Annotated in this window: 26 protein-coding genes; 22 read left to right on the top strand and 4 right to left on the bottom strand. The window is 71.7% G+C overall.

All coding sequences use genetic code 11. The annotated features are described in order from the left end of the window. Positions 1–27 precede the first annotated feature (27 nt). Together FHU33_RS19225 and FHU33_RS19220 are read left to right on the top strand one after the other, a co-directional pair. Positions 28–3,336 carry a phage tail tape measure protein gene (locus FHU33_RS19225; protein ID WP_281281680.1) on the top strand — a complete coding sequence of 1,103 codons (3,309 nt, stop codon included), beginning with the start codon at positions 28–30 and terminating at the stop codon, positions 3,334–3,336. A 58-nt stretch (positions 3,337–3,394) separates the two neighbouring features. Next, on the top strand, positions 3,395–3,862 hold the full coding sequence (locus tag FHU33_RS19220) for a hypothetical protein (protein WP_142026816.1): 468 nt from the start codon (positions 3,395–3,397) through the stop codon (positions 3,860–3,862). A 256-nt stretch (positions 3,863–4,118) separates the two neighbouring features. On the opposite strand, the gene FHU33_RS19215 is transcribed toward FHU33_RS19220, so the two are convergent. Next, positions 4,119–4,757 carry a hypothetical protein gene (locus FHU33_RS19215; RefSeq protein WP_142026815.1) on the bottom strand — a complete coding sequence of 213 codons (639 nt, stop codon included), beginning with the start codon at positions 4,755–4,757 and terminating at the stop codon, positions 4,119–4,121. 98 nt (positions 4,758–4,855) lie between these two features. On the opposite strand from FHU33_RS19215, the gene FHU33_RS19210 reads away from it, so the two are divergent. After that, positions 4,856–5,167, top strand: coding sequence for a WhiB family transcriptional regulator (locus FHU33_RS19210; RefSeq protein WP_142026814.1), 312 nt, complete (start codon positions 4,856–4,858; stop codon positions 5,165–5,167). 58 nt (positions 5,168–5,225) lie between these two features. Here FHU33_RS19210 and FHU33_RS19205 read toward each other — a convergent pair whose 3' ends face one another. Continuing rightward, positions 5,226–5,429, bottom strand: a complete 204-nt coding sequence (locus FHU33_RS19205; protein WP_142026813.1) for a hypothetical protein — start codon at positions 5,427–5,429, stop codon at positions 5,226–5,228. Between the two features lie 514 nt (positions 5,430–5,943). Here FHU33_RS19205 and FHU33_RS19195 point away from each other — a divergent pair. The 6 genes from FHU33_RS19195 (at position 5,944) to FHU33_RS19170 (ending at position 9,277) form a co-directional block, all read left to right on the top strand. Further along, positions 5,944–6,150, top strand: a complete 207-nt coding sequence (locus FHU33_RS19195; RefSeq protein ID WP_142026812.1) for a hypothetical protein — start codon at positions 5,944–5,946, stop codon at positions 6,148–6,150. Then, positions 6,143–6,619, top strand: coding sequence for a TadE/TadG family type IV pilus assembly protein (locus FHU33_RS19190; RefSeq protein WP_142026811.1), 477 nt, complete (start codon positions 6,143–6,145; stop codon positions 6,617–6,619). The genes FHU33_RS19195 and FHU33_RS19190 overlap by 8 nt, the downstream gene beginning before the upstream one ends. Then, a complete protein-coding gene (locus FHU33_RS19185) occupies positions 6,616–7,074 on the top strand; it encodes a TadE/TadG family type IV pilus assembly protein (RefSeq protein WP_142026810.1) in 459 nt (152 codons plus the stop codon). The genes FHU33_RS19190 and FHU33_RS19185 overlap by 4 nt, the downstream gene beginning before the upstream one ends. Before the next feature lie 59 nt (positions 7,075–7,133). Further along, positions 7,134–7,592 carry a hypothetical protein gene (locus tag FHU33_RS19180; protein WP_142026809.1) on the top strand — a complete coding sequence of 153 codons (459 nt, stop codon included), beginning with the start codon at positions 7,134–7,136 and terminating at the stop codon, positions 7,590–7,592. 129 nt (positions 7,593–7,721) lie between these two features. Continuing rightward, the gene (locus tag FHU33_RS19175; protein ID WP_142026808.1) at positions 7,722–8,168 is read left to right on the top strand and encodes a conjugal transfer protein TraF; all 447 of its coding nucleotides are present in this window, start codon (positions 7,722–7,724) and stop codon (positions 8,166–8,168) included. Further along, positions 8,165–9,277, top strand: coding sequence for a hypothetical protein (locus FHU33_RS19170; RefSeq protein WP_142026807.1), 1,113 nt, complete (start codon positions 8,165–8,167; stop codon positions 9,275–9,277). Before FHU33_RS19175 ends, FHU33_RS19170 begins: the two co-directional genes overlap by 4 nt. 2 nt (positions 9,278–9,279) lie before the next feature. On the opposite strand, the gene FHU33_RS19165 is transcribed toward FHU33_RS19170, so the two are convergent. Next, positions 9,280–9,516 (bottom strand): hypothetical protein, encoded by a 237-nt coding sequence (locus FHU33_RS19165; protein WP_142026806.1) that lies wholly within the window; start codon positions 9,514–9,516, stop codon positions 9,280–9,282. Positions 9,517–9,580: 64 nt separating this feature from the next. Between FHU33_RS19165 and cutA the strand changes: the two genes are divergently transcribed. Together cutA and FHU33_RS19155 are read left to right on the top strand one after the other, a co-directional pair. Next, positions 9,581–9,907 (top strand): divalent-cation tolerance protein CutA, encoded by a 327-nt coding sequence (gene cutA / locus FHU33_RS19160; RefSeq protein ID WP_211355192.1) that lies wholly within the window; start codon positions 9,581–9,583, stop codon positions 9,905–9,907. A gap of 124 nt (positions 9,908–10,031) precedes the next feature. Continuing rightward, positions 10,032–11,840, top strand: a complete 1,809-nt coding sequence (locus tag FHU33_RS19155; protein WP_246063859.1) for a putative bifunctional diguanylate cyclase/phosphodiesterase — start codon at positions 10,032–10,034, stop codon at positions 11,838–11,840. Between the two features lie 7 nt (positions 11,841–11,847). On the opposite strand, the gene FHU33_RS19150 is transcribed toward FHU33_RS19155, so the two are convergent. Next, complete coding sequence (locus FHU33_RS19150; protein WP_142026803.1) at positions 11,848–12,135, bottom strand: DUF6343 family protein; 288 nt, start codon at positions 12,133–12,135, stop codon at positions 11,848–11,850. 46 nt (positions 12,136–12,181) lie between these two features. On the opposite strand from FHU33_RS19150, the gene prfB reads away from it, so the two are divergent. The 11 genes from prfB (at position 12,182) to FHU33_RS19095 (ending at position 22,894) form a co-directional block, all read left to right on the top strand. Then, positions 12,182–13,294, top strand: a complete 1,113-nt coding sequence (gene prfB, locus FHU33_RS19145; protein WP_142026802.1) for a peptide chain release factor 2 — start codon at positions 12,182–12,184, stop codon at positions 13,292–13,294. A 164-nt stretch (positions 13,295–13,458) separates the two neighbouring features. Further along, positions 13,459–14,148, top strand: coding sequence for a cell division ATP-binding protein FtsE (gene ftsE, locus FHU33_RS19140; protein ID WP_142026801.1), 690 nt, complete (start codon positions 13,459–13,461; stop codon positions 14,146–14,148). A gap of 57 nt (positions 14,149–14,205) precedes the next feature. Then, positions 14,206–15,090 carry a permease-like cell division protein FtsX gene (gene ftsX, locus FHU33_RS19135; RefSeq protein WP_142026800.1) on the top strand — a complete coding sequence of 295 codons (885 nt, stop codon included), beginning with the start codon at positions 14,206–14,208 and terminating at the stop codon, positions 15,088–15,090. Between the two features lie 40 nt (positions 15,091–15,130). Next, a complete protein-coding gene (gene smpB / locus FHU33_RS19130; protein ID WP_142026799.1) occupies positions 15,131–15,607 on the top strand; it encodes an SsrA-binding protein SmpB in 477 nt (158 codons plus the stop codon). A 49-nt stretch (positions 15,608–15,656) separates the two neighbouring features. Beyond that, positions 15,657–16,580: an NADP-dependent oxidoreductase gene (locus FHU33_RS19125; RefSeq protein ID WP_142026798.1), complete on the top strand. Its 924-nt coding sequence runs from the start codon at positions 15,657–15,659 to the stop codon at positions 16,578–16,580. Beyond that, a complete protein-coding gene (locus tag FHU33_RS19120; RefSeq protein WP_142026797.1) occupies positions 16,577–17,470 on the top strand; it encodes an amidohydrolase family protein in 894 nt (297 codons plus the stop codon). Before FHU33_RS19125 ends, FHU33_RS19120 begins: the two co-directional genes overlap by 4 nt. Beyond that, entirely contained in the window at positions 17,470–17,847 is a 378-nt protein-coding gene (locus tag FHU33_RS19115; protein WP_142026796.1) for a VOC family protein, read from the top strand. Before FHU33_RS19120 ends, FHU33_RS19115 begins: the two co-directional genes overlap by 1 nt. Positions 17,848–17,905: 58 nt before the next feature. Continuing rightward, a complete protein-coding gene (locus FHU33_RS19110; protein WP_246063858.1) occupies positions 17,906–18,913 on the top strand; it encodes a GNAT family N-acetyltransferase in 1,008 nt (335 codons plus the stop codon). 10 nt (positions 18,914–18,923) lie between these two features. Continuing rightward, positions 18,924–19,787, top strand: a complete 864-nt coding sequence (locus FHU33_RS19105) for an SCO6745 family protein (RefSeq protein WP_142026795.1) — start codon at positions 18,924–18,926, stop codon at positions 19,785–19,787. Positions 19,788–19,875: 88 nt separating this feature from the next. Continuing rightward, complete coding sequence (locus FHU33_RS19100) at positions 19,876–21,498, top strand: SLC13 family permease (protein WP_142026794.1); 1,623 nt, start codon at positions 19,876–19,878, stop codon at positions 21,496–21,498. A 265-nt stretch (positions 21,499–21,763) separates the two neighbouring features. Further along, positions 21,764–22,894 carry a magnesium and cobalt transport protein CorA gene (locus FHU33_RS19095; RefSeq protein WP_142026793.1) on the top strand — a complete coding sequence of 377 codons (1,131 nt, stop codon included), beginning with the start codon at positions 21,764–21,766 and terminating at the stop codon, positions 22,892–22,894. The last annotated feature ends 121 nt before the right edge of the window (positions 22,895–23,015 follow it).

Here is a 23,015-nt window from a genome sequence, read left to right as displayed (position 1 = left end):
AACAACGCACTCGCCGCGTCCAACGGGATGCTTGGCGCGTCCCTCTCACCACTCCAAAAGGGGCTTGGCGCGGTCGGCCTCGCCCTGGGCTACGCAGGGTTTCGCGGCATGGAGTTCGACTCGGCCATGTCGCAGGTGCAGGCCGCGACCATGGCCACCGCCGGCGACATGGATCGTCTGCGCGATGCGGCGATCGAGCAGGGCGCGAAGACCAAGTACTCCTCCGAGGAGGCCGCCCAAGGCATCACCGAGATGGCGAAGGCCGGCGTCTCCACCGCCGACATCATGGGCGGCGGCTTGGCCGGCGCCCTGAACCTGGCGGCGGCCGGTGAACTCGACGTCGGTACCGCGGCGGAGATCGCCGCGACCCAACTGACCGTGTTCGGGTTGCGCGGCGACCAGGTGAACCACGTCGCCGACCTGCTGGCCGCCGGGGCCGGGAAGGCGCAGGGGTCGGTCATGGACATGGCGCTGGCCCTCAACTACGCCGGGCTTCCGGCCAAGGGTTTGGGGCTGTCGATCGAGGAGACCACCGGCGCGATCGGCCTGTTCGCCTCCCAGGGCTTGGTCGGAGAGAAGGCCGGCACCGCGTTCCGCGGGGTGCTGGTGTCGATGGCCAACCCGGCGGCGAAGACCCGCGAGCTGATGGACGAGCTGAACCTGTCGTTCTTCGACACCCGCGGCGAGTTCATCGGCATGGACGGCGTCGCCGGGCAGCTGCAGTCCCGCCTGGGCGGGCTGACGGTGGAGACCCGTAACCAGGCGCTGGCGCAGATCTTCGGCAACGAGGGGCTGGCCGCCGCGCAGGCCCTGTACACCGGCGGTGCGGCCGGGGTGCAGCAGTGGGCCCGCAACGTGGACGACGCCGGCTACGCGGCCCGGCAGGCGGCGATCAACCAGGACAACCTGCGCGGCGACCTGGAGAAGCTGGGTGGCGCCTTCGACTCGGTGATGACGACGATCGGTGGCGGGGTGCAGGGTCCGCTGCGGGACCTGACGCAGGCCCTGACGTGGGTGGTGGAGACCGGCGGCGACGTCGTCGGATTCGTCCAGTCCCTGCCCGGCCCGCTGCAGGCCGCGGCGGCGGCGATCGCAGTGCTGCTGATCGCCAACGGCCCGGCGGCGGGCGCGCTGGCGAGGACCGGGGACGCACTCTCCGGCTTGGCTGCACGGGCCAGCGGCGCCGTCACCTCCCTGGCCGGCTTGAAGGGGGCCGGGGCCGGGCTGGTCGGTGCGCTGGGCGGCCCGGTGGGCATCGCGATCGGGGCGTCAACCGTCTCCATCGGCTACATGATCAAGGGCCTGGTCACCATGGGTGAGGCCACCGTCGACACGGCCGGCTACCAGGAGCAGCTCGCCACCGCGCTGCAGCAGTCCACCGGTGCGATCGATGAGAACGTGCGGGCGCTGGCGGCGAAGCAGGCCGCCGAGGTCGAGATCTCCTCGGACACGAGCCTGCTGGACTACGCGTCCCGCGCCGGGGTGGAACTGAACCTGGTCACCGACGCACTGTTGGGCAACAAGGCCGCGGCGGCGGCCGTGGCCGAGCAGTTGGACGCCTACGTCGAGGCGCATTCGCTGGCGGCGATCGCCCGCGGCGAGGACGCGGGCACGATCGCCGGTTGGACGGAGGCCAACAACAAGGCGAAGGACGCCATCGGCCAACTGGTGCCGGTCCTCGGCGACGCGCAGACCAAGAACGCGCAGCTCGCCGAGGCCACCGCCGAGTCCGGCGCGGCGATGGGAGAGTCGACCACTGCGGTGCGGGACTTCGGCGCCGAGGCGTCGGAGGCCAACAGTGCCGTGGACGCGCTCAAGGCCGGGCTGGACGCGCTGACCGGCACCACGGTCACCATGCACGAGGCGGAGATGCAGCTCGGGGCGGCCATCGCGTCCGCGACCGGCGCGCTGGAGAACAAGCACGGCGCCGTGCTCAACGCCGACGGCAGCCTCAACGCCTACTCGGAGTCCGGGCGGGCAGCCAGCGACGTGCTGCTGGACATCCGCAACAGCGGCAACCAGCTCATTTCCACCCTGATCCAGCAGGGCGCCACCGAGGACGAGGTCCGCGCCGCCGACGCCCGGCTGCGGCAGTCGTTCATCGATACCGCCGTGAAGATGGGCGCCAGCGAGATGGCGGCACTGGACCTGGCGAATCAGATCCTCGGCATCCCGGCGGAGCGCGAGACGCGGATCCTGGCCGACACGGGCCCGGCCGAGCGCGCCATCGCGGAGTTCACCGGGAAGATCATGCGGAGCGGCAACACGACCGTCGCCGTCTCCGGCTTCGGCCTCCAGGGCGGCACGCGGCTCAACAACGCCGACGGCAACCTGGTGCAGTTCTACCGTGACGGTGGGCTCCGCCCGATGGCCGCCGACGTGGCGACCGTCGTCCCGCCGAACACCTGGCGCGTCGTCGGCGATCGGCCCGTCGGGGATGAGGCGTTCATCCCGATCAACAAGTCGGCGCGCTCGGAGAAGGTCCTTGCGGAGACGGCCGCCCGCATGGGCTACGAGCTGGCCCCGGCGACCGTCTACAACGCTTTCGGTGGGGTCTACGACTCCTACACCGTCCCCATCTCGCTCGACCACGCCGGATCCAGCGGCTTCCTGAACGCGATCCGCGAGTCCCTCACTGCGGGCACGGCCGGGTCGGACCCGATCGCCGGCTCCGGCTGGCAGCCGATCTGGAACTACGTGAAGGCCCGCGTGCCGCTGGCCCGCATCAACTCCACGTACCGCGCAGGCGACCCGGGACGGCACGGGCGGGGGCTCGCGGTCGACTTCGGCTACGGGTCGGGCCCGGGCGGGGCTGGCTCAGCGGGGCTGGCGCTGATCAACCGGGTGCTACACGACGGTATGGGTCGGAACCTTGCCGAGCTCATCTACACGGGCATCGGGGATGACCGCCCGGACCTGCGCATGGGCCGGCCGCACCGGTACTCGGCGGCCGTAAACCGCGGCCACACCAACCATGTGCACGCCGCCCGCGAACACGGAGGGCCGGTGTGGGCAGGCCAGAACGTCCTAGTCGGCGAGGGCGGCCCGGAGATCGTGCACATGACCGGCCCCGGCACCGTCATCCCGGCCGACCGCACCGCCACCATGCTCGCCCCCGCATCCATGCCCGGCTACGGGGCGGCGGGCGGCGGGCCGGTGACGGCGGTCATCGACTACAAGAAGTTGGCCGACGCTCTCGGTCCGCGCAGCCTCATCGGCGGCAACGTCACCTTCCCGCCGTCGGATAGGCGGGTGGCGCACGAGGCCATCAGCGAGCTGTGGCACCGACTCCGGGTGTTGGACAACGGCGGCCGATACACGGGGGTGGGGGCGTGACCGAGCCCCTCACCGAGGGCCAGTTCGAGTTGTCGGCGGCCGCCGCTACGGTTCGGCCATGGCAGTGAACTTGACACCAGGGCAGGCGGCAGCGCTGACCCTCGCCGCCAGCCGCCGGGCTTACCAGCTCCTCCGTCACATGGACCTGGGTGAAGGCGAGGCCGCGGCCCGCCTGCTCATCAACGTCGAGGCCCGAGATGAGTGGCTGGCCCTCGGCAAGGCACTGAAGGCCCAGCAGACCGCGGCCGCCGAGGAGCTCGAACCGGCCGACCAACACGCCTGCGCCCTGATGCAGGCGGAGCTACACGAACGCTGCCTGGCCACGAACGGCGAGCAGGTGGCCCTCGCCGACTGGATCTTCACCTCGGCGAAGCTCGCAGTCGCGCTGAAGAGGAAGGCCGAACCCGACCAGGTTGCCCGGCTCGCCTTCTACGAGTCCCGCGCCCGGATGGTGTTCGAGGCCGAGGAACCCGGCTCCCGCATGCGACGCAAGCTCGAGGAACCTCGACCGCCGTCGGGAAGCTGAACGATCCGTGTCAGCGATCTGCGACGACCCGAGGCCGGGAAGTAGTCCTGCGTGTCCTCGAAGGCGCCCAACGTGCCGAACGCCATCAGGCCGGCCGCAGCGGCGATGGTGGTCAGCGAGGCGAGCAGCTTTCGGGCGAGCGTCACGGGAAGGATCTTGCAGACTTGCCCTCACCCTCGGTGATCATCGCGCCGATGCGTCGCCTGATCAGAGGACGGGGTTCACCCGGTCGTGGCCCAAGGTCGTGACTCACCGCTCAGGGGCCCCACCCGTACCGGCTACTCCGGGCGGACGGGGGCCGTTCTGTCGTCTCCAGGCCTAGGCGACGCACTGCTGGACGAACATCTCCTCGCTCAGCTCGCGGTCGGACAGCGCGGCCATCGTCGGGCCCATTGCAGAGGAACGACGCATCGTCCACCGTGACCGAGAAGAGGACCAGCGACTCGGGCCGGATCGAGTCCGGCACCTCCGGACCCCAGAAGACCGGCGCGAAGCTGGTCGCCAGGTCGTAGGCCAGCTCAGGCACGTACCTGTCGGTGCTGTAGGTGGACGTCACTGCGAGTACCAGGGTCCGGGCCGGCTGATCGAATCGGAAGTCTGTCTGCGCCTCGACCAGCATGTTCGACTTGACGAGCTGCGCCGATAGCGCATCGCCACTCTCCGCGATGGTCTGCGCTGTGACCGTCGCGACGAAGCCCGCCTCGTCCTCCGGCGACATGGTGAACGTGGAGGGGGCCGGCGTGGGCGTCGTCCGAGTGGCCTTCGGCGGCGTCGTCCGAGTGGCCGACGCGGCGGTGGTTTCCGAAGAGGCATCCGCCTGCGTTTCCGCGGCCTCTCCTCCGCCGCAAGCCGTGAGGGCCGCCAGTGCGGCGCACAGGGCCAGGAGCTTCCGCATGAGCACCTCGTTCTCGTAGGTGGACGGCACCGTACCGGAAGGGGCCACCTCCGGCGCGCCTCTACCGCCCCGGCTTCCTCCCGTGACGTAATCGCGATGTGGCTCAGTGTGAAGCCCGGCTCGGGCAGGTCTGCGGCATCCCCTCGGCGACGCAGGCGGCGTGGTCTGCGCTGGCCGCGGTGCTGGCGGTGGATGGTCCCGCACCATGCGAGGAAGGCGACCCGGCCGCGTGGTGGCCGGCCCACGGCGACGACCCGGACGACGTCGCGCTCGCGGTGCGCTGCTGCGCAGATTGCCCGGCCCGCGTCGAGTGCCTGGCCTTCGCCCTGGCCGCCGACGAGCGGGACGGCATCTGGGGCGGGCTGGACCGGGCGCAACGCCTCGCACTCGCTCGTCCCATGGCCGCCTGACGCGACAGGACCCCCAGCCCGGGGCCTCGGGTGGGGGTCCTGTCCGTGTGCCGCCGGGTCAGCTCGTGGGCTTGACCATCTCGGTCAGCGCTTCGGCCAGTGCGCGCCTGCGCTCCTGCTCGGACATGCCAACGCGAATCCCGATGATGTTCGCTTCCCGGAAGATCGTCCAGTCGCGGCCGTGGAGCCCGCTCGGCAGTTCGATGATGTCCACACCGAAGATGCGGTACTGGTGGCACGGGCGCTCGATAGTGTTGATCATGGGTCTCTCGCCTTTCTGAGGATGGTGAGGGATCAAGGCCTCGGTCTGGCGTTCACGCGCCAGCCGGGGCCGCCTTCGTCACGGCCTGTACCGCGACGCCTTCGTACCGTACGTCCCTCTGCCCGGTGATCGCTCACCGGCGAGGGGTGTGCCTCGCCTCAGCCGGTCGGCGGAGACGGAGTCTGTGGGGTGGGCGGGTTCGCCGGGTCGATGGCGCGCCCCGTGTTCGGGTCGATCGGCGCCCACCCGGAGCCCATGCAGCGGCGCACGGTGTTCGCCGGGTCAGCGTGCGTCCGCAGCGTGCCGTCGGTCTTCACCGGCCGGACGGTGCGGCACACGGCACAGAGACCGCGGGGAAGTCGCTTGGTGTGGGGCACGGGGGAAGCCTGGCAATTGCGGTGCCGGTCGTCTTCCTGGTCCTGCCGGTCACCGTTCTCTTCGCCCTGTTCCCGGGGCTGATCAGCATCGTCTCGCTGGCCCGATGAGCCCGCGGGACCGACAGGAAGGACGCCGAATGCGCGCCCACAGGTACCTCACCTCCGCACTGACCGCGCTCGCGGCACGGGTGAAGGGCGAGGATCCCGAGCGGGGCGACGTCCCGGGCTGGGTCATGATCACGGTGATGACGGCGGCGCTCGTGCTCGCCATCCTCATCCCGTTCCGCGAGGCGATCGTGGACGCGGTGACCAACGCGCTCACCTCCGTCACGACCGGTGGCTGACGAAGGACCTCACTGCCCCCCACCGCTCGCACGCTCGCGGCGGTTCCCTGCAGCGAGGCCGTTCCATCACCACACGGACGGGGACGACGGCGAGCGGGGCAGCGCCGTCGTCGACTTCGTCATGGTCTCGATGCTGATCGTGGCCCTGCTGCTCGCGGTGCTGCAGGTGGCGGTCTACGTGCACGTGCGCAACGTGGTGACGGCGAGCGCGCAGGACGGCGCCCGCTATGCCGCCAACGCCGACGTCGACTCCTCTGCCGGGGCGCCGCGGACGGTCGAGGTGGTCGCGCGGGCGACGTCGGTGCAGACGGCCGAGGGGCTCGCCTGCACGTCGGCCGAGGAGGTGGACCCGAGCGGGCTGACCCTGGTGGTGGTCCGCTGCACCGGTGCGGTGCCGTCGCTGCTGGCGGTGCTGGGCAACCTGCTGCCGCTGGAAGTCACCGGCCGCGCGGTCAAGGAGGCGGCGTGACGTGGCTGCGCCGCCGGCTGGCCGGTGAGGACGGGTCAGCGCTCGTCGAGTTCGTCTTCATCGCGCTGGTCGTCTTCGTGCCGCTGATCTACATCGTCGCCGGGTTCTCGGCGGTGCAGCGCGGCGTCTTCGCGTCCACCGCGGCGGCCCGGGAGGCCGGCCGGGCGATAGCGACCGCGCCGGACCCGGGAACCGGTCAGGAGCGGGCACTGCGGGCGGCGGAACTCGCCGTCGAGGACCAGTCGGTCGACGTCACCGACCTGCGGCTGGCTTACGCGCCGGCGGGCGCCGACTGCGACGCGGCGGGCGGCTACTCGCCGACGCTGACGCCGGGGGAGGAGTTCTCCGTCTGCGTCACGGTGACCGTGCGGATCCCACTGCTGCCGGAGTTCGTCGACGCCAACACCGCGACCGGCCAGTTCGTCGTCGAGCGGGACCGCTACGTCGACGGCTGAACGTCGCGCCGCGGACGGCCACGCGTTCCGCCACGGCGACCCGGGGGGATCCTGGCGAAATGGCCCAGCTGCCGCCCGAGGACCTGCCGCCCCCACCGCACCCGACGTCCGAGGTCGAGGCGCTCGTGGCGGCGGGCCCGCCCGGTCCCGACAACCCGGTGACCGTCGGTGCGGTCTTCTGGACGGCGGTGACCGAACCGGACGGCCCTGACCTGACCATCCTCAGCGTCGTCGTCACCCCGGAGAGCTGGCCCGGGTGGGGCGACTTCACCAGGGCCGCCGCCCTGCTGCCCGGGTACGGCATGGCGCACGAGGCGACGCCCTCCGTGGACGACCCGGACGTCGTCTACGTCCGGTACCTGCGCGACGCGGGGGAGATGCATCGCGTCCCCTCGGACACGGTCCTCGTCGGCGACATCCTCATCGCGACCCTCGTGCGCCGCCCCCGCCTCGGTGGCTGGCGGGTGCACGCCCTGGGCGACTACGTCCGGCCGGAGCGGGTTCCGCACGACCGCTGAGCCGGCTCGCCATGATCCGGGTCCGGAACGGCGACCACTCGCTGACGCCCCGTTATGCCGGGCACCGTCCATTAGCCCGGCCGGGTGACGCGCGTTGGGTCCGCGCGGTCGCGCCCTTACGTTGCGCTCATGGTCACCCGCAGGCCCACGTGGCTCCGCCTGACCATTCTTCTGGCGGCCGCGTCCGCAGGGTGCACGCAGTCGGTCGCCGAGATGCCCGTGTCGCACCGCGGCGACGTGGCGGTGCCGTCGTACGCCGGCGTCGCGGGCGCCCCGCCCTACTGTGCCCGTCTCGCCGGGTCGACGGCTCTCCCGGGCATCCCCACGGCCGTCGGGCTGCTGGCCGGTGACCCGGGGAACGTCGAGGCGGAGGTCGACCTCACCGCCGCCATCGACGAGCTCCGGGCAGTGCTCGACGACGTCCGGCCCGCACTCGACGATGCGGTGGGCGAGCTGGTGGCGGCCCTGACCGCGGCTCGTGACCAGGGACTGACCGAGGCGGTCCGCGACGACATCAGCGCCGGCCTCGACGAGCTGGGCACACTCGTCCAGCCGGCGTGCGGGTTCCCGACGTGAGGCGTCTCCCGGTCGTCCTGGCGGGCGTGGTCGCGGTGGGCGTCCTGCAGACCTGGGCCCCGGCTCCGGCGACCGCGGGGCCGGCACTCGAACTCTGCACCCTCGACACCTCCCGAGGCGGCGTCCCGGCCACGTTCGTCCTCGACGCGTGCGCCGACCCGACCTCGCTCAGCGTGCGCAACTCCCTCGACGTCCCTGTGGTGGTGCGAGCCGGCGGCAACCTCGGGTTCCCTCTCGTCGTCCACCGGGACGACTCCACCGTCGCGGGCGTGCTCTCCCGGATGGTCAGCACCGGCACCCTGCTCATGCCTGGCGACGTCGTCCGCTGGCCGTTGGGTGCGGCAGCGGCGGAGCTCGCGGTCGAGCCGCTGGCGGCCGCGGCGGCACCCGCGGTGGTGGAAACCCTGGCCCGTTTCCTGCCGGACGGCGACGCCCCGCAGGCCGAGGCGTCGATCGCGGCGTTCGCCGACGTCGTCGAGGCGGTCTCCCGGGCGGTGGACGAGCGGGTGGACTGCGCCGCCGGCAAGAACTTCCTCCGCACGGCCGCCTGCGACGTCGCCGCGTCGGCCGCCATCGGACGGGCCGTCTTCCTGCACCTGCCACGCGGGACGGCGAGCGAGGTCCGCGCGTCGCTGTCCGACCCGCTGCAGTGGGCTGCCTGGCATGCGACCGCGGCCGCCGACGGTCGAGTGCTCGACGGCCGGGAGTTGCGCCTGGCGCAGCTTCCGATCCCGATCCCGCCCCCGCCGCCGCCGCCTCCGGCTCCCGAGCCCCCGCAGGCGCCCGGGCCCGCCCGGGCGCCTGCGCCGGCACGGACCCCTGCGCCGGCCCTCGCAGCTACCGTCCCCGCGACGCCTGTTCCCGCGACGCCTGTTCCCGCGACGCCTGTTCCCGCCCAGCCGCCGGTGGCCGCCCCCCTACCGGCCCCGCCTGTCGTGCAGCAGCCGGTGGACGACGGATGGGCCGAGGTCGAGGAGTGGTTGCGTGCCGCCGCCGAGCGCGAGAGGCAGGAACGGGAAGACGAGGCGGACGACCGGGACGAGGACCGGGACGAGGACCGGGGCAACGGTCGGGGGAAGGGCCGGGGGAACGGGCGCGGAGACGACTGAGCTCAGGCGCCGCGCTCGGTCTCGGCCTGCGTGACCCCGCGCAGGGCGGTCAGCAGCGCCTGGTCGGAGGTGTCGCCGCGCTCGAGCGCCGCCCGGGCCGGCCCGGGGAGCAGGTCGAGGTCCACGGTCTCCAGCCAGACGACGTCGTCGCCGTTGCGCCGCCCCACCTGCATGCCCTCGCCGTCCTGCCGGATGACGTACTGCTCGCTGTCGATCTGGATCGTCATGTCGTCGGTCATGCCCGGCACCTACCCGTGCGGGCCGAGGTTCCACGCCCGGATCTCCTCCGGTGAGGATGACGGCGTGGACGAGGAGTGCTGCGAGGTCGTCGTCACGGCCGCGGATGCCGCCTGGCTGGCCGGCTTCACCCGCACGCTCGTGGAGGAGCGCCTGGCCGCCTGCGGTCACCTGCTGGACGCGATCCGGTCGGTCTACCGCTGGCAGGGGAAGGTCGAGGACGAGCCCGAGGCCAGGGTGGCGCTGCACACCCGGCTGTCGCTGGTGCCGGCGATCACCGCCCGTGCCGTCGAGCTGCACCCGTACGAGGTCCCGTGCGTCATCGCGATGCCACTCCTGGCCGGCAACCCGGCGTACCTCCGGTGGATCACCGAGGAGACGCGGTCACCATGAGACGCCGAGGATGCCGGCTCCTCCTTTTCGGGTAGGGCCGCCTCAGCAGGCTGTGCCCGCGGTCACTCCTGCCGATGGAACCAGTAGGACGCCGTCGGACGCGTCCGCGATCACCGGGGGAGACGTGCGACGAGACGGACCGGGCAAGCCCGAGCTGCCCCTGGACGTGCACCGTCACGCGGGTGCCTCCGATCGCGACGCCGTCCTCGTGGAGGCGGTGCTGGACGCCGTGCCGTCGCCGACGTGCCTCCTCGACCCCGAAGGACGGATGCTGCTGGGGAACCAGGCCTGGACCACGCGGTCCAGGACCTACGCGGACCTCCGCTTCCAGGTCGGCATCGGAGCCAACTACTACGACATGGCGCTCAGCCTGCGCGACGACGCGGTCTCCCGGGCCATGGTCGCCTCCCTCCAGGAACTGGCGCGAGGCGAACGCGACGAGGTCTCGCTCGACTACTCGTTCCCCCACCCCCTCGGAGGAACACGCTGGTTCCACGTGCACGGCTCCCGCGTCGACCAGGCGGGGCACGTCGTCGTCACGCACACCGACATCACCTCCCGCGTGCAGGCCGAGCAAGCCGCGACCTGGCGGGCCCGCCACGACCACCTCACCGAGCTCCCCAACCGGGCGCACCTGCACGAGCTGATCGACGCCGAGCTGCGCAACCCCGACCTGACGCCGGTGGCGGTGCTCTTCCTCGACGTGGACGGGTTCAAGGACGTCAACGACTCCCTCGGTCACGAGCTGGGCGACCAGTTGCTCCGGCAGCTGGCCGACCGGCTCATCGCCGGGACCCGTGGCCAGGACACCGTGGGCCGGCTCGGTGGTGACGAGTTCGTCGTCCTCTGCCGGGATTGCGACGCGGACGGCGCGGAGATCTTGGCCCAGCGCTGCCAGGCCATCTTCGAGCAACCCTTCGAGCTCGCCGGCCGCAGCGTGCGGCTCAGCGCGAGCATCGGCATCGCCGGTGCCGGCAGTCCGCGACCGGCCATGGTGCGCTCGACCGATCTCGTGCGCGACGCAGACCTGGCGATGTACGCCGCCAAGGCGGCCGGCCGGAACCGGATCCACGTGTTCAGCGCCGACCTGCGCACCGCCGTGCAGCGGAAGGTCCAGCTCGCCGGCGAGTTGCGCGATGCCATCGACGGCAACCAGCTCGTCCTCCACTACCAGCCCGTCCTCGACCTGCCGAGCGGCGAGGTCGCGGGAGCGGAGGCGCTGGTTCGCTGGCAGCACCCCGAGCGCGGCCTGGTCGGGCCCTGCGAGTTCATCCCGGTGGCCGAGCAGTCCGAGCTGATCGGTCCGTTGACCCGCTGGGTGCTGGGCGAGGCGACCCGCCAGGCCGCGGAATGGGTACGGCGGGGCTTTCCTCTCCTGTGGGGCGTCAACATCAGTCCCGCGGCGCTGGCTGCCGGCACCCTCGTGCGCGACGTCGCGGAGGCGCTCGCCGCCTCGGGGCTGGCGCCCGAGCACCTGATCGTCGAGCTGACGGAGAGCTGCGTGGCCGAGGACGCCGAACGGGCCGCGGCCCAGCTCGCCGCCCTGCGCCGGTCGGGGGTGGAGGTCGCGATCGACGACTTCGGTACCGGCTACTCCTCGCTCGGCCAGCTGGTGAACATCCCGGCCGGCGTGCTGAAGATCGACCGCAGCCTGGTGGTCGGAGCCCCGGACCGCCCGAGCCAGTCGACGGCGGCGATCGCGGCCGTCGTGGGGCTGGCCAGGGCCTGCGGCATGCGCAGCCTCGCCGAGGGCGTCGAGACCGCGGAGCAGCTCGCGCTCGCCACGGAACTGGGCTGCACGTACGCGCAGGGATTCCACATCGCCAGCCCGATGCCGGCCGAGCAGCTGACGAGCTGGCTGGCGACCCGCCGCTCCGCCCGCGCCGGCAGGGCCGCACTGGGCAGCGCCACGGCGGCGGCACCGCGGCGCTGATCGGACGTCAGCCGGGTTCGCCGCGGGCCTTGCGTCGCACGATCACCACGATGTCGACGGCGGCGACCGCCCCCAGCACGAGGAGCACGACGCCCGGCCACGTCGGGAGGTCGGTGGCCAGCCAGGCGAGACCGCCGGCGATGCAGACCACGAGGCCGAAGACGGCCAGCACCAGCCGGAGCGTGAGCGCCGACTGGGCCGGTCGCGCGCCGGCGAACCCCGCCGTGGGGTCGTGGTAGTCGGGTAGCCCGCGTTCGTATTCAGGCTGCGAGCGGGGCTTTTGTGGATCGGTCATGCCACGGATGCCTACCCCGGCGAGGGGCGCACTACCCTGGCTAGACGTGGCTGCCGACTTCTCCGTCGTACTCGACGAGCTCAACACGACCCTGAAGTCGATCGAGGCCGTCCTGCGCATCGACGACATGCGCAACGAGATCGCCGACCTCGAGCAGCAGGCCGCCGCGCCGGATCTCTGGAACGACGTCGAGGCCGCCCAGGCGCTCACCTCGCGCCTCTCCTACCTGCAGGGAGATCTGCGCCGGGTGGAGGAGCTGCGCAGCCGCCTCGACGACGTCGCCCTGATGCACGAGATGGCGGAGGAGGAGGGCGACGAGGCCACCACCGCCGAGACCGAGCGCGAGCTCGCCAGCATCCGCACCGTCATCGACGAGCTCGAGGTCCGCACCCTGCTCAACGGCGAGTACGACTCCCGCGAGGCCCTGGTGACGATCCGGTCGGAGGCCGGCGGCGTCGACGCGGCCGACTTCGCCGAGATGCTGATGCGCATGTACCTGCGGTGGGCCGAGCGCCACAAGTACCCGACCGAGGTCTACGACGTCAGCTACGCCGAGGAGGCCGGCATCAAGTCGGCCACCTTCGCCGTCAAGGTGCCCTACGCCTACGGCACCCTCTCGGTCGAGCAGGGCACCCACCGGCTGGTGCGCATCTCGCCGTTCGACAACCAGGGCCGCCGGCAGACCTCCTTCGCCGGGGTGGAGGTGCTGCCCGTCGTCGAGCAGACCGACCACGTCGACATCCCCGAGAACGAGATCCGGGTCGACGTCTTCCGGTCGTCGGGTCCGGGCGGGCAGAGCGTCAACACCACCGACTCCGCCGTCCGCATGACCCACATCCCGACCGGCATCGTGGTGTCCTGCCAGAACGAGAAGAGCCAGATCCAGAACCGCGCTGCCGCGCTGCGCGTGCTGCAGGCCCGGCTGCTCGTCGTCCGCCAGCAGGAGCAGAAGGCGGAGATGGACGCGCTGAAGGGGGAGGGCAGCAGCTGGGGCAACCAGATGCGCTCCTACGTCCTCCACCCGTACCAGATGGTCAAGGACCTGCGGACCGAGCAGGAGACCGGCAACACCGCCGCCGTGCTGGACGGCGAGATCGACGCCTTCATCGAGTCGGGCATCCGGTGGCGTCGCCAGCAGGAGACCGTCGACGCCCCCTGACGTCGTGGAGCTCACATTCCGGGCCTCCTCAGAGCCGGACGGGACCGTCCGCGAGCGGTGACCGGGGGGTTTCCGGGGGCCGGTGGTGCAGCGCGGGAACGAGTCCCGCGAGTTCCGTGGCGGAGGCAGGATTGTCATGGCCTGGGCAGGTACCGTGGCGCCTCGTGATCGAATTGCAACACGTCACCAAGCTCTACCCGGCCAGCGGCCGGCCGGCCCTCGACGACGTGTCCACCGAGATCGACAAGGGCGAGTTCGTCTTCCTCATCGGGTCCTCCGGCTCGGGGAAGTCGACGTTCCTCCGGCTGCTGCTGAAGGAGGACACCCCGACCTCCGGCAACGTGATCGTCAACGGCAAGACGTTGAACACGATGAGCAAGTGGCAGGTGCCCAAGCTGCGCCGGACCATGGGCTGCGTCTTCCAGGACTTCCGCCTTCTCCGCGACCGCACCGTCGCCCAGAACGTCGCCTTCGCACTCGAGGTCATCAACAAGCCGTCGCGGACGATCAAGCGGGTCGTGCCCGAGGTGCTCGAGATGGTCGGTCTCGAGGGCAAGGCGCACCGGCTGCCCAGCGAGCTGTCCGGGGGTGAGCAGCAGCGGGTGGCCATCGCCCGCGCGTTCGTCAACCGGCCGCTGGTCCTGCTCGCCGACGAACCGACGGGAAACCTCGATCCGGAGACGAGCGAGGGCATCATGCTGCTGCTCGAGCGGATCAACCGCACCGGCACCACGGTGATCATGGCGACGCACGACTACCACATCGTGGACTCCATGCGCCGCCGCGTCATCGAGCTCAACGGGGGAGTTCTCACCCGCGACCAGTCGCGTGGCGTGTACGGGGTCGGCCGCTAGACCAGCGGCTGCTGACCCCCGAGCCGACCCACAGCTGAACTCCACGACAGGGGATCCATGCGCGTCAACTTCGTCCTCTCCGAGGTGGCCACCGGGCTGCGTCGCAACCTGACCATGACGGTCGCGATGATCCTGACGACGGCCATCTCGCTCGGGCTGATGGGCACCGGCCTGCTGATCGCCTCGATGATCAACGAGATGAAGGAGATCTACTACGACAAGGTGCAGGTCTCCATCTTCCTGGCCGACGACGTCACCGACGAGCAGCGCTCGGCCATCGAGTCGCAGCTGGAGTCCTCGCCGGAGGTGCAGAGCTTCCTGTACGAGTCGAAGGAGGAAGCCTACGAGCGCTTCCGGCAGCAGTTCAGCCAGCAGCCCGAGCTGGTCGAGAACACCCCGGCCGACGCGCTCCCGGAGAGTTTCCGCGTCGAGTTGGTCAACCCTGAGCGCTACGCGGTCATCGCCGCCGAGTTCCCGAACGGTCAGAACGGCGTGGACAAGGTGGCCGACGAGGGCGACTTCCTCGACCGGCTCTTCGGTCTGCTCAACGGTGCCCGCAACGCGACGATCGCCGTGGCGGTGGTCCAGGCGCTGGCGGCGCTGCTCCTGATCTCGAACACGATCCAGTTGGCCGCGTTCAACCGGCGCAACGAAACGAACATCATGCGGCTGGTCGGCGCCTCGCGCTGGTACACCCAGCTGCCCTTCATCCTCGAGGCCGCGCTCGCCGGGCTCGTCGGCGGGCTGCTCGCAGTGGGCGGGCTCGTCCTCACCAAGGTGATGTTCGTCGACCGGACGCTGGCCGGGCCGATCAAGGCCGGGATCATCACCGGGATCGACTGGGATCAGATCGCGGTGACCGGTGCGATCATCACGGCCGCCGGCGTCGGCCTGGCCGGCATCGCCGCGTACGTCACGCTGCGGCTCTACGTCCGGCTGTAACCCGCGATCTGGCCGGAAGAGGGCCAAGTAGCCTGGGGTCATGCCGCGGGAACAGGGGCGCAAGTTCATCGCCCAGAACAAGAAGGCGCGGCACGACTACTCGATCCTCGACACCTACGAGGTCGGCCTCGCGCTGACCGGCACCGAGGTGAAGAGCCTCCGCGCCGGCCGTGCCTCGCTCGTCGACGGGTTCGCCTCCATCGACGACGGGGAGGTGTGGCTGCAGCACGTGCACATCCCCGAGTACGCGCAGGGCACCTGGACCAACCACGCCCCGCGGCGCAAGCGCAAGGTGCTCATGCACCGCGCCGAGATCGACAAGCTGCTGGGCAAGATCAAGGAGGGCGGGCTGACGCTCGTCCCGCTGGACCTGTACTTCAAGGACGGCAAGGTCAAGGCCACTCTCGCCCTCGCCAAGGGCAAGAAGTCCTACGACAAGCGGCAGGACCTCGCCGAGCGCGACTCGCGCCGGGAGATGCAGAAGGCCTTCGGCCGGTACGTGAAGGGCCGGCGCTGACCGACGGCCCCACGAGCCGGCCGACCGCCGTCCGCCTACGGTGATCCGCATGCGAGGAATGGCCTACGACCGGTTCGGCGACGACGACGTCCTCCAGCTGCGCGACGACCTGCCCGACCCGCCGGTGGGTCCCGACACCGTGCTGGTGCGGGTGCACGCCGCCGGGGTGAACCCGGTGGACATGGCCATCCGCGCCGGCCACCTCGCGGGCGCCTATCCGCACCACTTCCCGATCGTCCCCGGCTGGGACGTCGCCGGTGTCGTCGAGGCGGTCGGGCCCGCCGTCGTCACCTTCGCTCCCGGCGACGAGGTGTTCGGCTACGTGCGCCGGGACGACGTGCAGTGGGGGACGGCGGCAGAACTCGTCCCCGCGCCGCAGCGCTGCCTCTGGCACAAGCCGCGGTCGCTCTCCTTCACCGAGGCCGGCGCCCTGCCGCTGGCCGGGCTGACCGCCTACCAGGCACTGACCGAGGCGCTCGACGTCGGCGAGGGCGACCGGGTGCTCGTCCACCGGGCTTCCGGCGGCGTCGGCTTCAACGCCGTGCAGATCGCCGTCGCGCTGGGCGCGCACGTGATCGGGACGGCCAGCCCGCGCAACCACGGCTTCCTGCGCGACGCCGGTGCCGCCGAGGTGCTCGACTACTCCGCCGGGCCGATCAGCGAGCAGCTGTCCGAGCCGGTGGACGCCGTCCTGGACCTCGTCGGTGGCGACACCCTCGCCGACGCCCCGAAGCAGGTGCGCGACGTCTCCCGCATCGCCTCGGTGGTCGACCCCTCCGTCAACGACATGGGCGGGCGCTACGTCTTCGTCCGGCCCGAGCAGCACGACCTCGAGGAGCTCGCCCGCATGGCCGACGCGGGGCAGCTGCGCGTGCCGATCGCCAAGGCGTTCCCGCTCGAGGAGCTGGTCGCGGCGCACCGGATGGTGGCCGAGGGCCACGTGCGCGGCAAGGTCGTCGTCACCGTCCGATGAGCATCGCCGAGCCCGCCGACGACGGCGACGTTCCGCGGTACTGGCAGGAGCTGGGGCTCCCGGGACTGGTCGACGTGCACGTGCACTTCCTGCCCGAGCGCGTGCAGGCGAAGGTCTGGGAGTACTTCGAGGCCGCCGGGACCCACTACGGCGCCGACTGGCCGGTGGCCTACGTCCTGCCGGAGGAGGACCGGCTCGCCGTCCTGGACCGGCTCGGGGTGCGCGCCTTCCCGACGTTGCCGTACCCGCACAAGCCGGGGATGGCGGCCTGGCTGAACGAGTGGTCGGCCGGGTTCGCGGCGGCCCGCCCGCAGGTGCTGCGGTCGGCGACCTTCTATCCCGAGCCGGAGGCGCCTGCCTATGTGGCCGCGGCACTCGATGCCGGTGCCCGGGTGTTCAAGGTGCACGTGCAGGTCGGCTCCTTCGATCCGCGCGACCCGCTGCTCGACGACGTCTGGGCGCGACTGGAGCAGACCGGAACACCGATCGTCATCCACTGTGGCTCCGGACCGCTCGCGGGCGAGCACACCGGGCCGGAGCCGGTCACCGGCCTCCTCGAGCGGTATCCGCGGCTCCAGCTGGTGATCGCCCACCTGGGCATGCCGGAGTACCGGGAGTTCCTCGACCTGGCCGAGCGGTACGAGCGGGTGCACCTGGACACCACGATGTTCGCCACCGACTTCACCGAGCGGCTGATGCCCTTCGACCCGGCCGACCGCCCGAGACTGTCGGCGCTGCGTGCCAAGGTGCTCCTCGGCAGCGACTTCCCCTCGATCCCGTACGCCTACGCGCACCAGCTCCAGGCCCTGCACCGGCTGGAGCTGGGGGAGGAGTGGCTGCGCGCCGTGCTCTGGGAGAACGGCGCCCGCCTGTTCGCGCTGGAGGCCTGATGCCGAGCTTCACCCTCACCGCCGCCGTCCTCGGCACCCCCGACCCGCGTGGGCTGGCCCGCTTCTACCAGCGGCTGCTCGACTGGCCGTTGCGGGACGACACCGACGAGTGGGCGACCCTGCGACCGGCCGACGGCAGCACGGGATTGTCGTTCCAGCGGGAGCCCGGTCACGTGCCGCCGGTGTGGCCGCCGGAGCCCGGGACGCAGCAGATGCAGCAGCACCTCGACATCCTGGTCGACGACCTGGCGGCAGCCTGCGCGGTCGCGGAGGACGCCGGGGCGGAGCACCTGGGCGGGCACGAGGACGACGCGGAGATCGTGCGGGTCTACCGCGACCCTGCCGGGCACCCCTTCTGCCTGTTCGTGCGCCGCTGACGTCGGTGGCTGTGAAACCAGTGGCCCGGGCGCGGGCGGCTGCCTAGTCTCCGGCGTCGTGACCGACCTTCCCGCTCTGCCCGACGGCCTGACCGTCCGCCCGTTGACCGCCGACGACGTGACCGACGCCGCCGCACTGATGGCCGCCGCGGAGACCATCGACGACACCGGCGAGCACTGGAGCCCCGACGACCTGACGGAGTACTGGGTCAACGACCTCATCGACCTGGCTCGCGACACCCTCGCCGTCCGGACGCCGGGCAACGAGCTCGTCGCCTGGGCCACCGTGCTCGCCCTACCCACGTTCCGGGAGGCCTTCCGGATCAACCTGGAGGCGCGGGTCCACCCCGCCTGGCGCGGGCGCGGCATAGGCCGTGCCTTGCTGGGCTGGCAGCTGGAGCGTGGCCGGGAGATCCACGCCGACCGTCACCCGGGCTCGCCGGCGGTCCTGTCGGTGGCGGCATTCACGTCGATGACGTCACTCGAGGGACTCCTGCGCCGGGCCGGACTGGTGCAGGCGCGCTGGTACTTCATGATGGAGCGCCCGCTCACCGACCTGCCGGCCGTCCCGGCGGTCGAGGGCGCGGAACTGGGGCCCTTCAGCTGGGACCGGAACGACGAGGTCCGGCGCGCGCACAACGCGGCCTTCACCGAGCACCACGGGTCCGCCGAGCGCGACGAGACCACCTGGCGGACGCTCTTCACCGGCCAGCGCGCCTTCCGCCCCGAGCTGTCGGCACTCGCGGTGGCCGACGGCGCCGTCGTCGCCTACTGCCTGGCCTACGTCTTCGAGGCCGACACCGCGGCCAACGGCTACGAGGCGGTCGACCTCGGCCAGATCGGCGTCCTGCCGTCGGCGCGGGGACGCGGCCTCGCCAAGGCCACCATCGCCGCGGTGCTGCGGGCGGCCGCGGAGCGGGGCGTCCGCGACGCGACCCTCCAGGTGGACAGCGAGAACGTCTCCGGCGCGCTCGCGCTGTACGAGGGGCTCGGATTCACCCGCCGGCGGACGTCGACCGCATGGGAGCAGCCAGTGCCTCCGGCCGGGGCCGACCGCCCTCAGTAGGGTGCGGCGCATGGTCAGCGCCGATCACTTCGACCCCGCCCTCGTCGGTCGCGCCCACCGCGCGATCGATCCGCTGCACTCGCAGCTGTACTTCGCCCCGGAGCAGGACGAGTACCTCGGCGCGACCGGGCTGCGGCCGGGGCGCATGTCGTACTTCGCCGGTCGCGCGGCGCCCATGGGTGCCGTCGGGGCGGGGGTCGTGACGGCGACCTTCTACAACTTCTCGCCGTCGCTGGTCGCGCACATGATCCCGCGCGCCTGGACGCTCGCCTCGCCGGAGCAGGTGCTGGCCGCCCGGCTGGAGGCCGCGCGCGCGTCGCTCACCCGGCTGCTGGGGGAGGCGGCCGGATCCGGCGAGGTCGCCGAGCTGGCCGGGCTGATGCGCGAGGCCTGCGACGGCCTGACCGCCGAGGGGCGCCCGCTCTACGCCGGACACGCGGACCTGCCCTGGCCCGAGGAGCCGCTGCCGGCGTTGTGGCACGGCGCCACCCTGCTGCGCGAGCACCGCGGCGACGGGCACGTCGCCGTCCTGCTGCACGCCGGGCTCACCGGCCTGGAGGCGCTGGTCACCCACTGCGCCACCGGGCGGGGATTCACCCAGGCCGCCGCCCAGGCCACCCGCGGCTGGCGCGACGAGGAGTGGGCCGCCGCCTGCGCCGCACTCGCCGAGCGCGGACTCCTCGACGACACCGGTCTCACCGCGGACGGGCAGGAGCTGCGCGCGCGCATCGAGGTGCAGACCGACGCGCTCGCCGCCGACCCCTGGCTCTCCCTGGGCGCCGAGAAGACGGCACGGGTCGTCGAGCTGGGCAAGGGGCTCTCCCGCACGGTGGCCGAGGCCGGCGCCTTCGGGCAGGGCATCTTCGGCCGCTGACGGTCGTCGCGCACCCGCGTCGTCCCGGGTCGCTGCCCGGGGGCTGCCTGCCTATCGTCGGCACCACACCGGGCACGGGGGAGGCGCCATGACCGCGACCGAGCGGGAGCAGGGCAAGGTTCAGGCTCGGACCGACGTGGACGCCGCCTTCCGGGGCAGCGCCACCTACCGCAGCCTGGGGGAGCAGCAGCTCAGCCCGGCCGAGGAGAAGTTCGAGAAGGGCCGCCGCACCGTCGGGTTGTTCCTCGCGCCGGTGGTGACGATCGTCTTCGCGCTGCTGCCGCTCGACCTGCCGCGCGACCAGCACCTGCTCGCCGCGGTGCTGCTCGGCGTCATCGTCCTGTGGATCACCGAGCCCGTGCCGATCCCGATCGGCGGTCTCATCGGCGTCGGGGCGATCGTCGTGCTCGGGGTGGTGCCCGCCGACGACGCGCTGACGCCGTTCGGCTCGACGACCGTCTTCACCTTCATCGGCGCGTTCATCCTCGCCGCGGCCATGCTCAAGCACGGGGTGGCCCGGCGCTTCGCGATGTTCATCCTGTCGCTGAAGTGGGTGGGTGCCTCGACCGCGCGGGTGATCATCGCCTTCGGCTTCATCACCGCGGTGCTGTCGGCGTTCGTGTCCAACACGGCGACCGTGGCCATGCTGCTGCCGACGGCGATCGGCATCCTGTCGGTCATCGCCAAGCTGCTCCAGGACAAGGAGCTGGTGACGTCGGACTTCGACCCGCTTCGCCTGCGGGTCGGCGTCGCGCTGATGCTGATGCTGGCCTACGGCGCCGGCGTCGGTGGCCTGCTCACCCCGGTCGGCAGCCCGCCCAACCTGATCGGCCGCGGGCTGATCGAGGAGGCCACCGGCGAACGGATCGGCTTCCTCGACTGGATGCTGATGGCGCTGCCGATCTGCGCCCTGATGTTCGTGGCGCTGACCATCGTCCTGCTGCTGATCAACAAGCCGGAGATCAAGCGGATCGAGGGCGTGCACGAGTACGTCCAGAAGGAGCGGGCCGAGATCGGTCCCTTCTCCGGCGCCGAACGCAACACCCTCATCGCGTTCGGCATCACCGTCGCACTGTGGATCTTCCCGGGTGTCATCGCGCTGACCGCCGGCACCGAGTCCGAGCTCTACGCGACGATCAGCGACCGGCTCGACGAGGGCATCGTCGCCGTCCTCGGCGCCTCCCTGCTGTTCTTGCTGCCGACGGACTGGAAGTCGCGGGAGTTCACCCTGCGCTGGAGCGACGCGGCGACGATCGACTGGGGCACGATCCTGCTGTTCGGGACCGGGATCATCTTCGGCTCGCTCCTGGCGAGCACCGGTCTGGCCGAGACCATCGGTCAGGCATCGGCGGACTCGCTCGGTCTGACCAGCACGTTCGCGATCACGATCTTCGCGGTGATCCTGGCCATCATCATCAGCGAGACGACGTCGAACACCGCGTCGGCCGCGGTCGTCGTGCCGATCATCATCCCGGTGGCCGTGGCCGCGGGGGTCAACCCGTTCGTCCCGGCACTGGCGGCGACCTTCGCGGCCTCGTTCGGCTTCATGCTGCCGGTGTCGACGCCGCAGAACGCGATCGTGTACGGCTCCGGTGTCGTGCCGATCACGAAGATGATCCGGTCCGGGATCTCCTTCGACGTGCTCGGCGCCCTGCTCATCGTGGTGCTGCTGCCCGTGCTGGTCGACCTGGTGCTGGGATCCGTCGGCTGACAGTTTCCTTCCCGCCGACGTGGCCATCGTGGCGGGATCACCCCTTCGGGCCCGGCCGGTGACCGGTCCGCGCTCACCCGTGGGATCATGGACGACGGCCTTCTGACCGACGACGGCCTCGACAGGGAGGAGACGCGCATGTGCAGCGAACCTCCCAGTACCGGTCCCGAGGCCCTCCCCGCCTGAAGCCCGCTCCGCGGTCGGACGGCGCTGCGCGAGGACCTCCCGGTGTCCCTCGTCGTCCCCGCCTTCCGGGAGCCCCGTCATGACCGAGCGCCGTCTCGCGCCGCTGAGCGCCCTCACCACGCTGACCCGCCGTCCGCCGCGGGTGGAGTCGCGGGTTCCGGCACCCCAGACGTCCGCGCCGGAGCCGCGCTCCAGGATCGTGGACAACGCCGTCTACTCGGAGGGACGGCGGGTGGCGACGCCCGCGACCGCCGAGGAGAGCCGCGAGGAGCTGGCCGCGGGCGAGGACCGCCTCGCGTGGCTGGGGCTCTACCGGCCGGAACCGGGGGAGCTCGGTGAGCTGGCCGAGCTCTACGACCTCCCGGAGCTGGCGGTCGAGGACGCGATCAAGGCCCACCAGCGGCCGAAGTTCGAGCGCTACGGGAGCACGCTGTTCGTCGTCCTCAAGGCCGCCCGGTACCTGGACGCGAGCGAGGAGGTCGAGTTCGGCGAGCTGCACCTGTTCCTGGGAGCCGACTTCGCGATCACGGTGCGGCACAGCGAGTCGCCGGACCTCTCGCGGGTCCGCCGCCGGCTGGAGAGCGAGCCCGCGCTGCTGGCCAAGGGCAGCGAGGCGGTGCTGTACGCGACGCTGGACGCCGTCGTCGACGGGTACCGCCCGGTCGTCGACGGGCTGGCGACCGACATCGACGAGATCGAGACCGAGGTCTTCCGCGGCGACCCCGGGGTGTCCCGGCGCATCTACGAGCTCTCGCAGGAGGTGCTCGAGTTCCAGCGGGCGGCCGTGCCACTGACCGGCATCCTCGCCGCGATCACCGCGGGATTCGACAAGTACGGCGTCGACGAGGAACTGCGCAGCTACCTGCGCGACGTCGCCGACCACGTCACCCAGGTCAACGAGCGGGCCGACGCGTTCCGGCTGCAGCTGCGCGACATCCTCACCGTCAACGCGACCCTGGTCGCCCAGCGGCAGAACGAGGAGATCCGCGAGCTGACCGAGGCCTCGATCGCCCAGGGCGAGGAGGTCAAGAAGATCTCGGCGTGGGCGGCCATCCTGTTCGCCCCCACCCTGGTCGGCACCGTCTACGGGATGAACTTCGACGAGATGCCGGAGCTGGACTGGCACCTCGGCTACCCGTTCGCGCTCCTGCTGATGGTCGGTGTGAGCCTCACGCTCTACGCCGTCTTCAAGCGCCGCGACTGGATCTGACGGCGCCAGCGGCGAACGGTGTGCGCCGGTGCGCAGGTCTGGCGCCTCCAGCTGTGCTTTCGCGCACACCGACCCGTCCGGGTGCGGTGGGAACACGATGTCGCTCGCAGCCGTTACGCTC

Origin of the sequence: Blastococcus colisei (assembly GCF_006717095.1) — a bacterium.
In the GTDB taxonomy this organism is placed as follows: domain Bacteria; phylum Actinomycetota; class Actinomycetes; order Mycobacteriales; family Geodermatophilaceae; genus Blastococcus_B; species Blastococcus_B colisei.
Note: the sequence above shows the minus strand (reverse complement) of the source record. Positions and strands in the feature narration are given on the sequence as shown.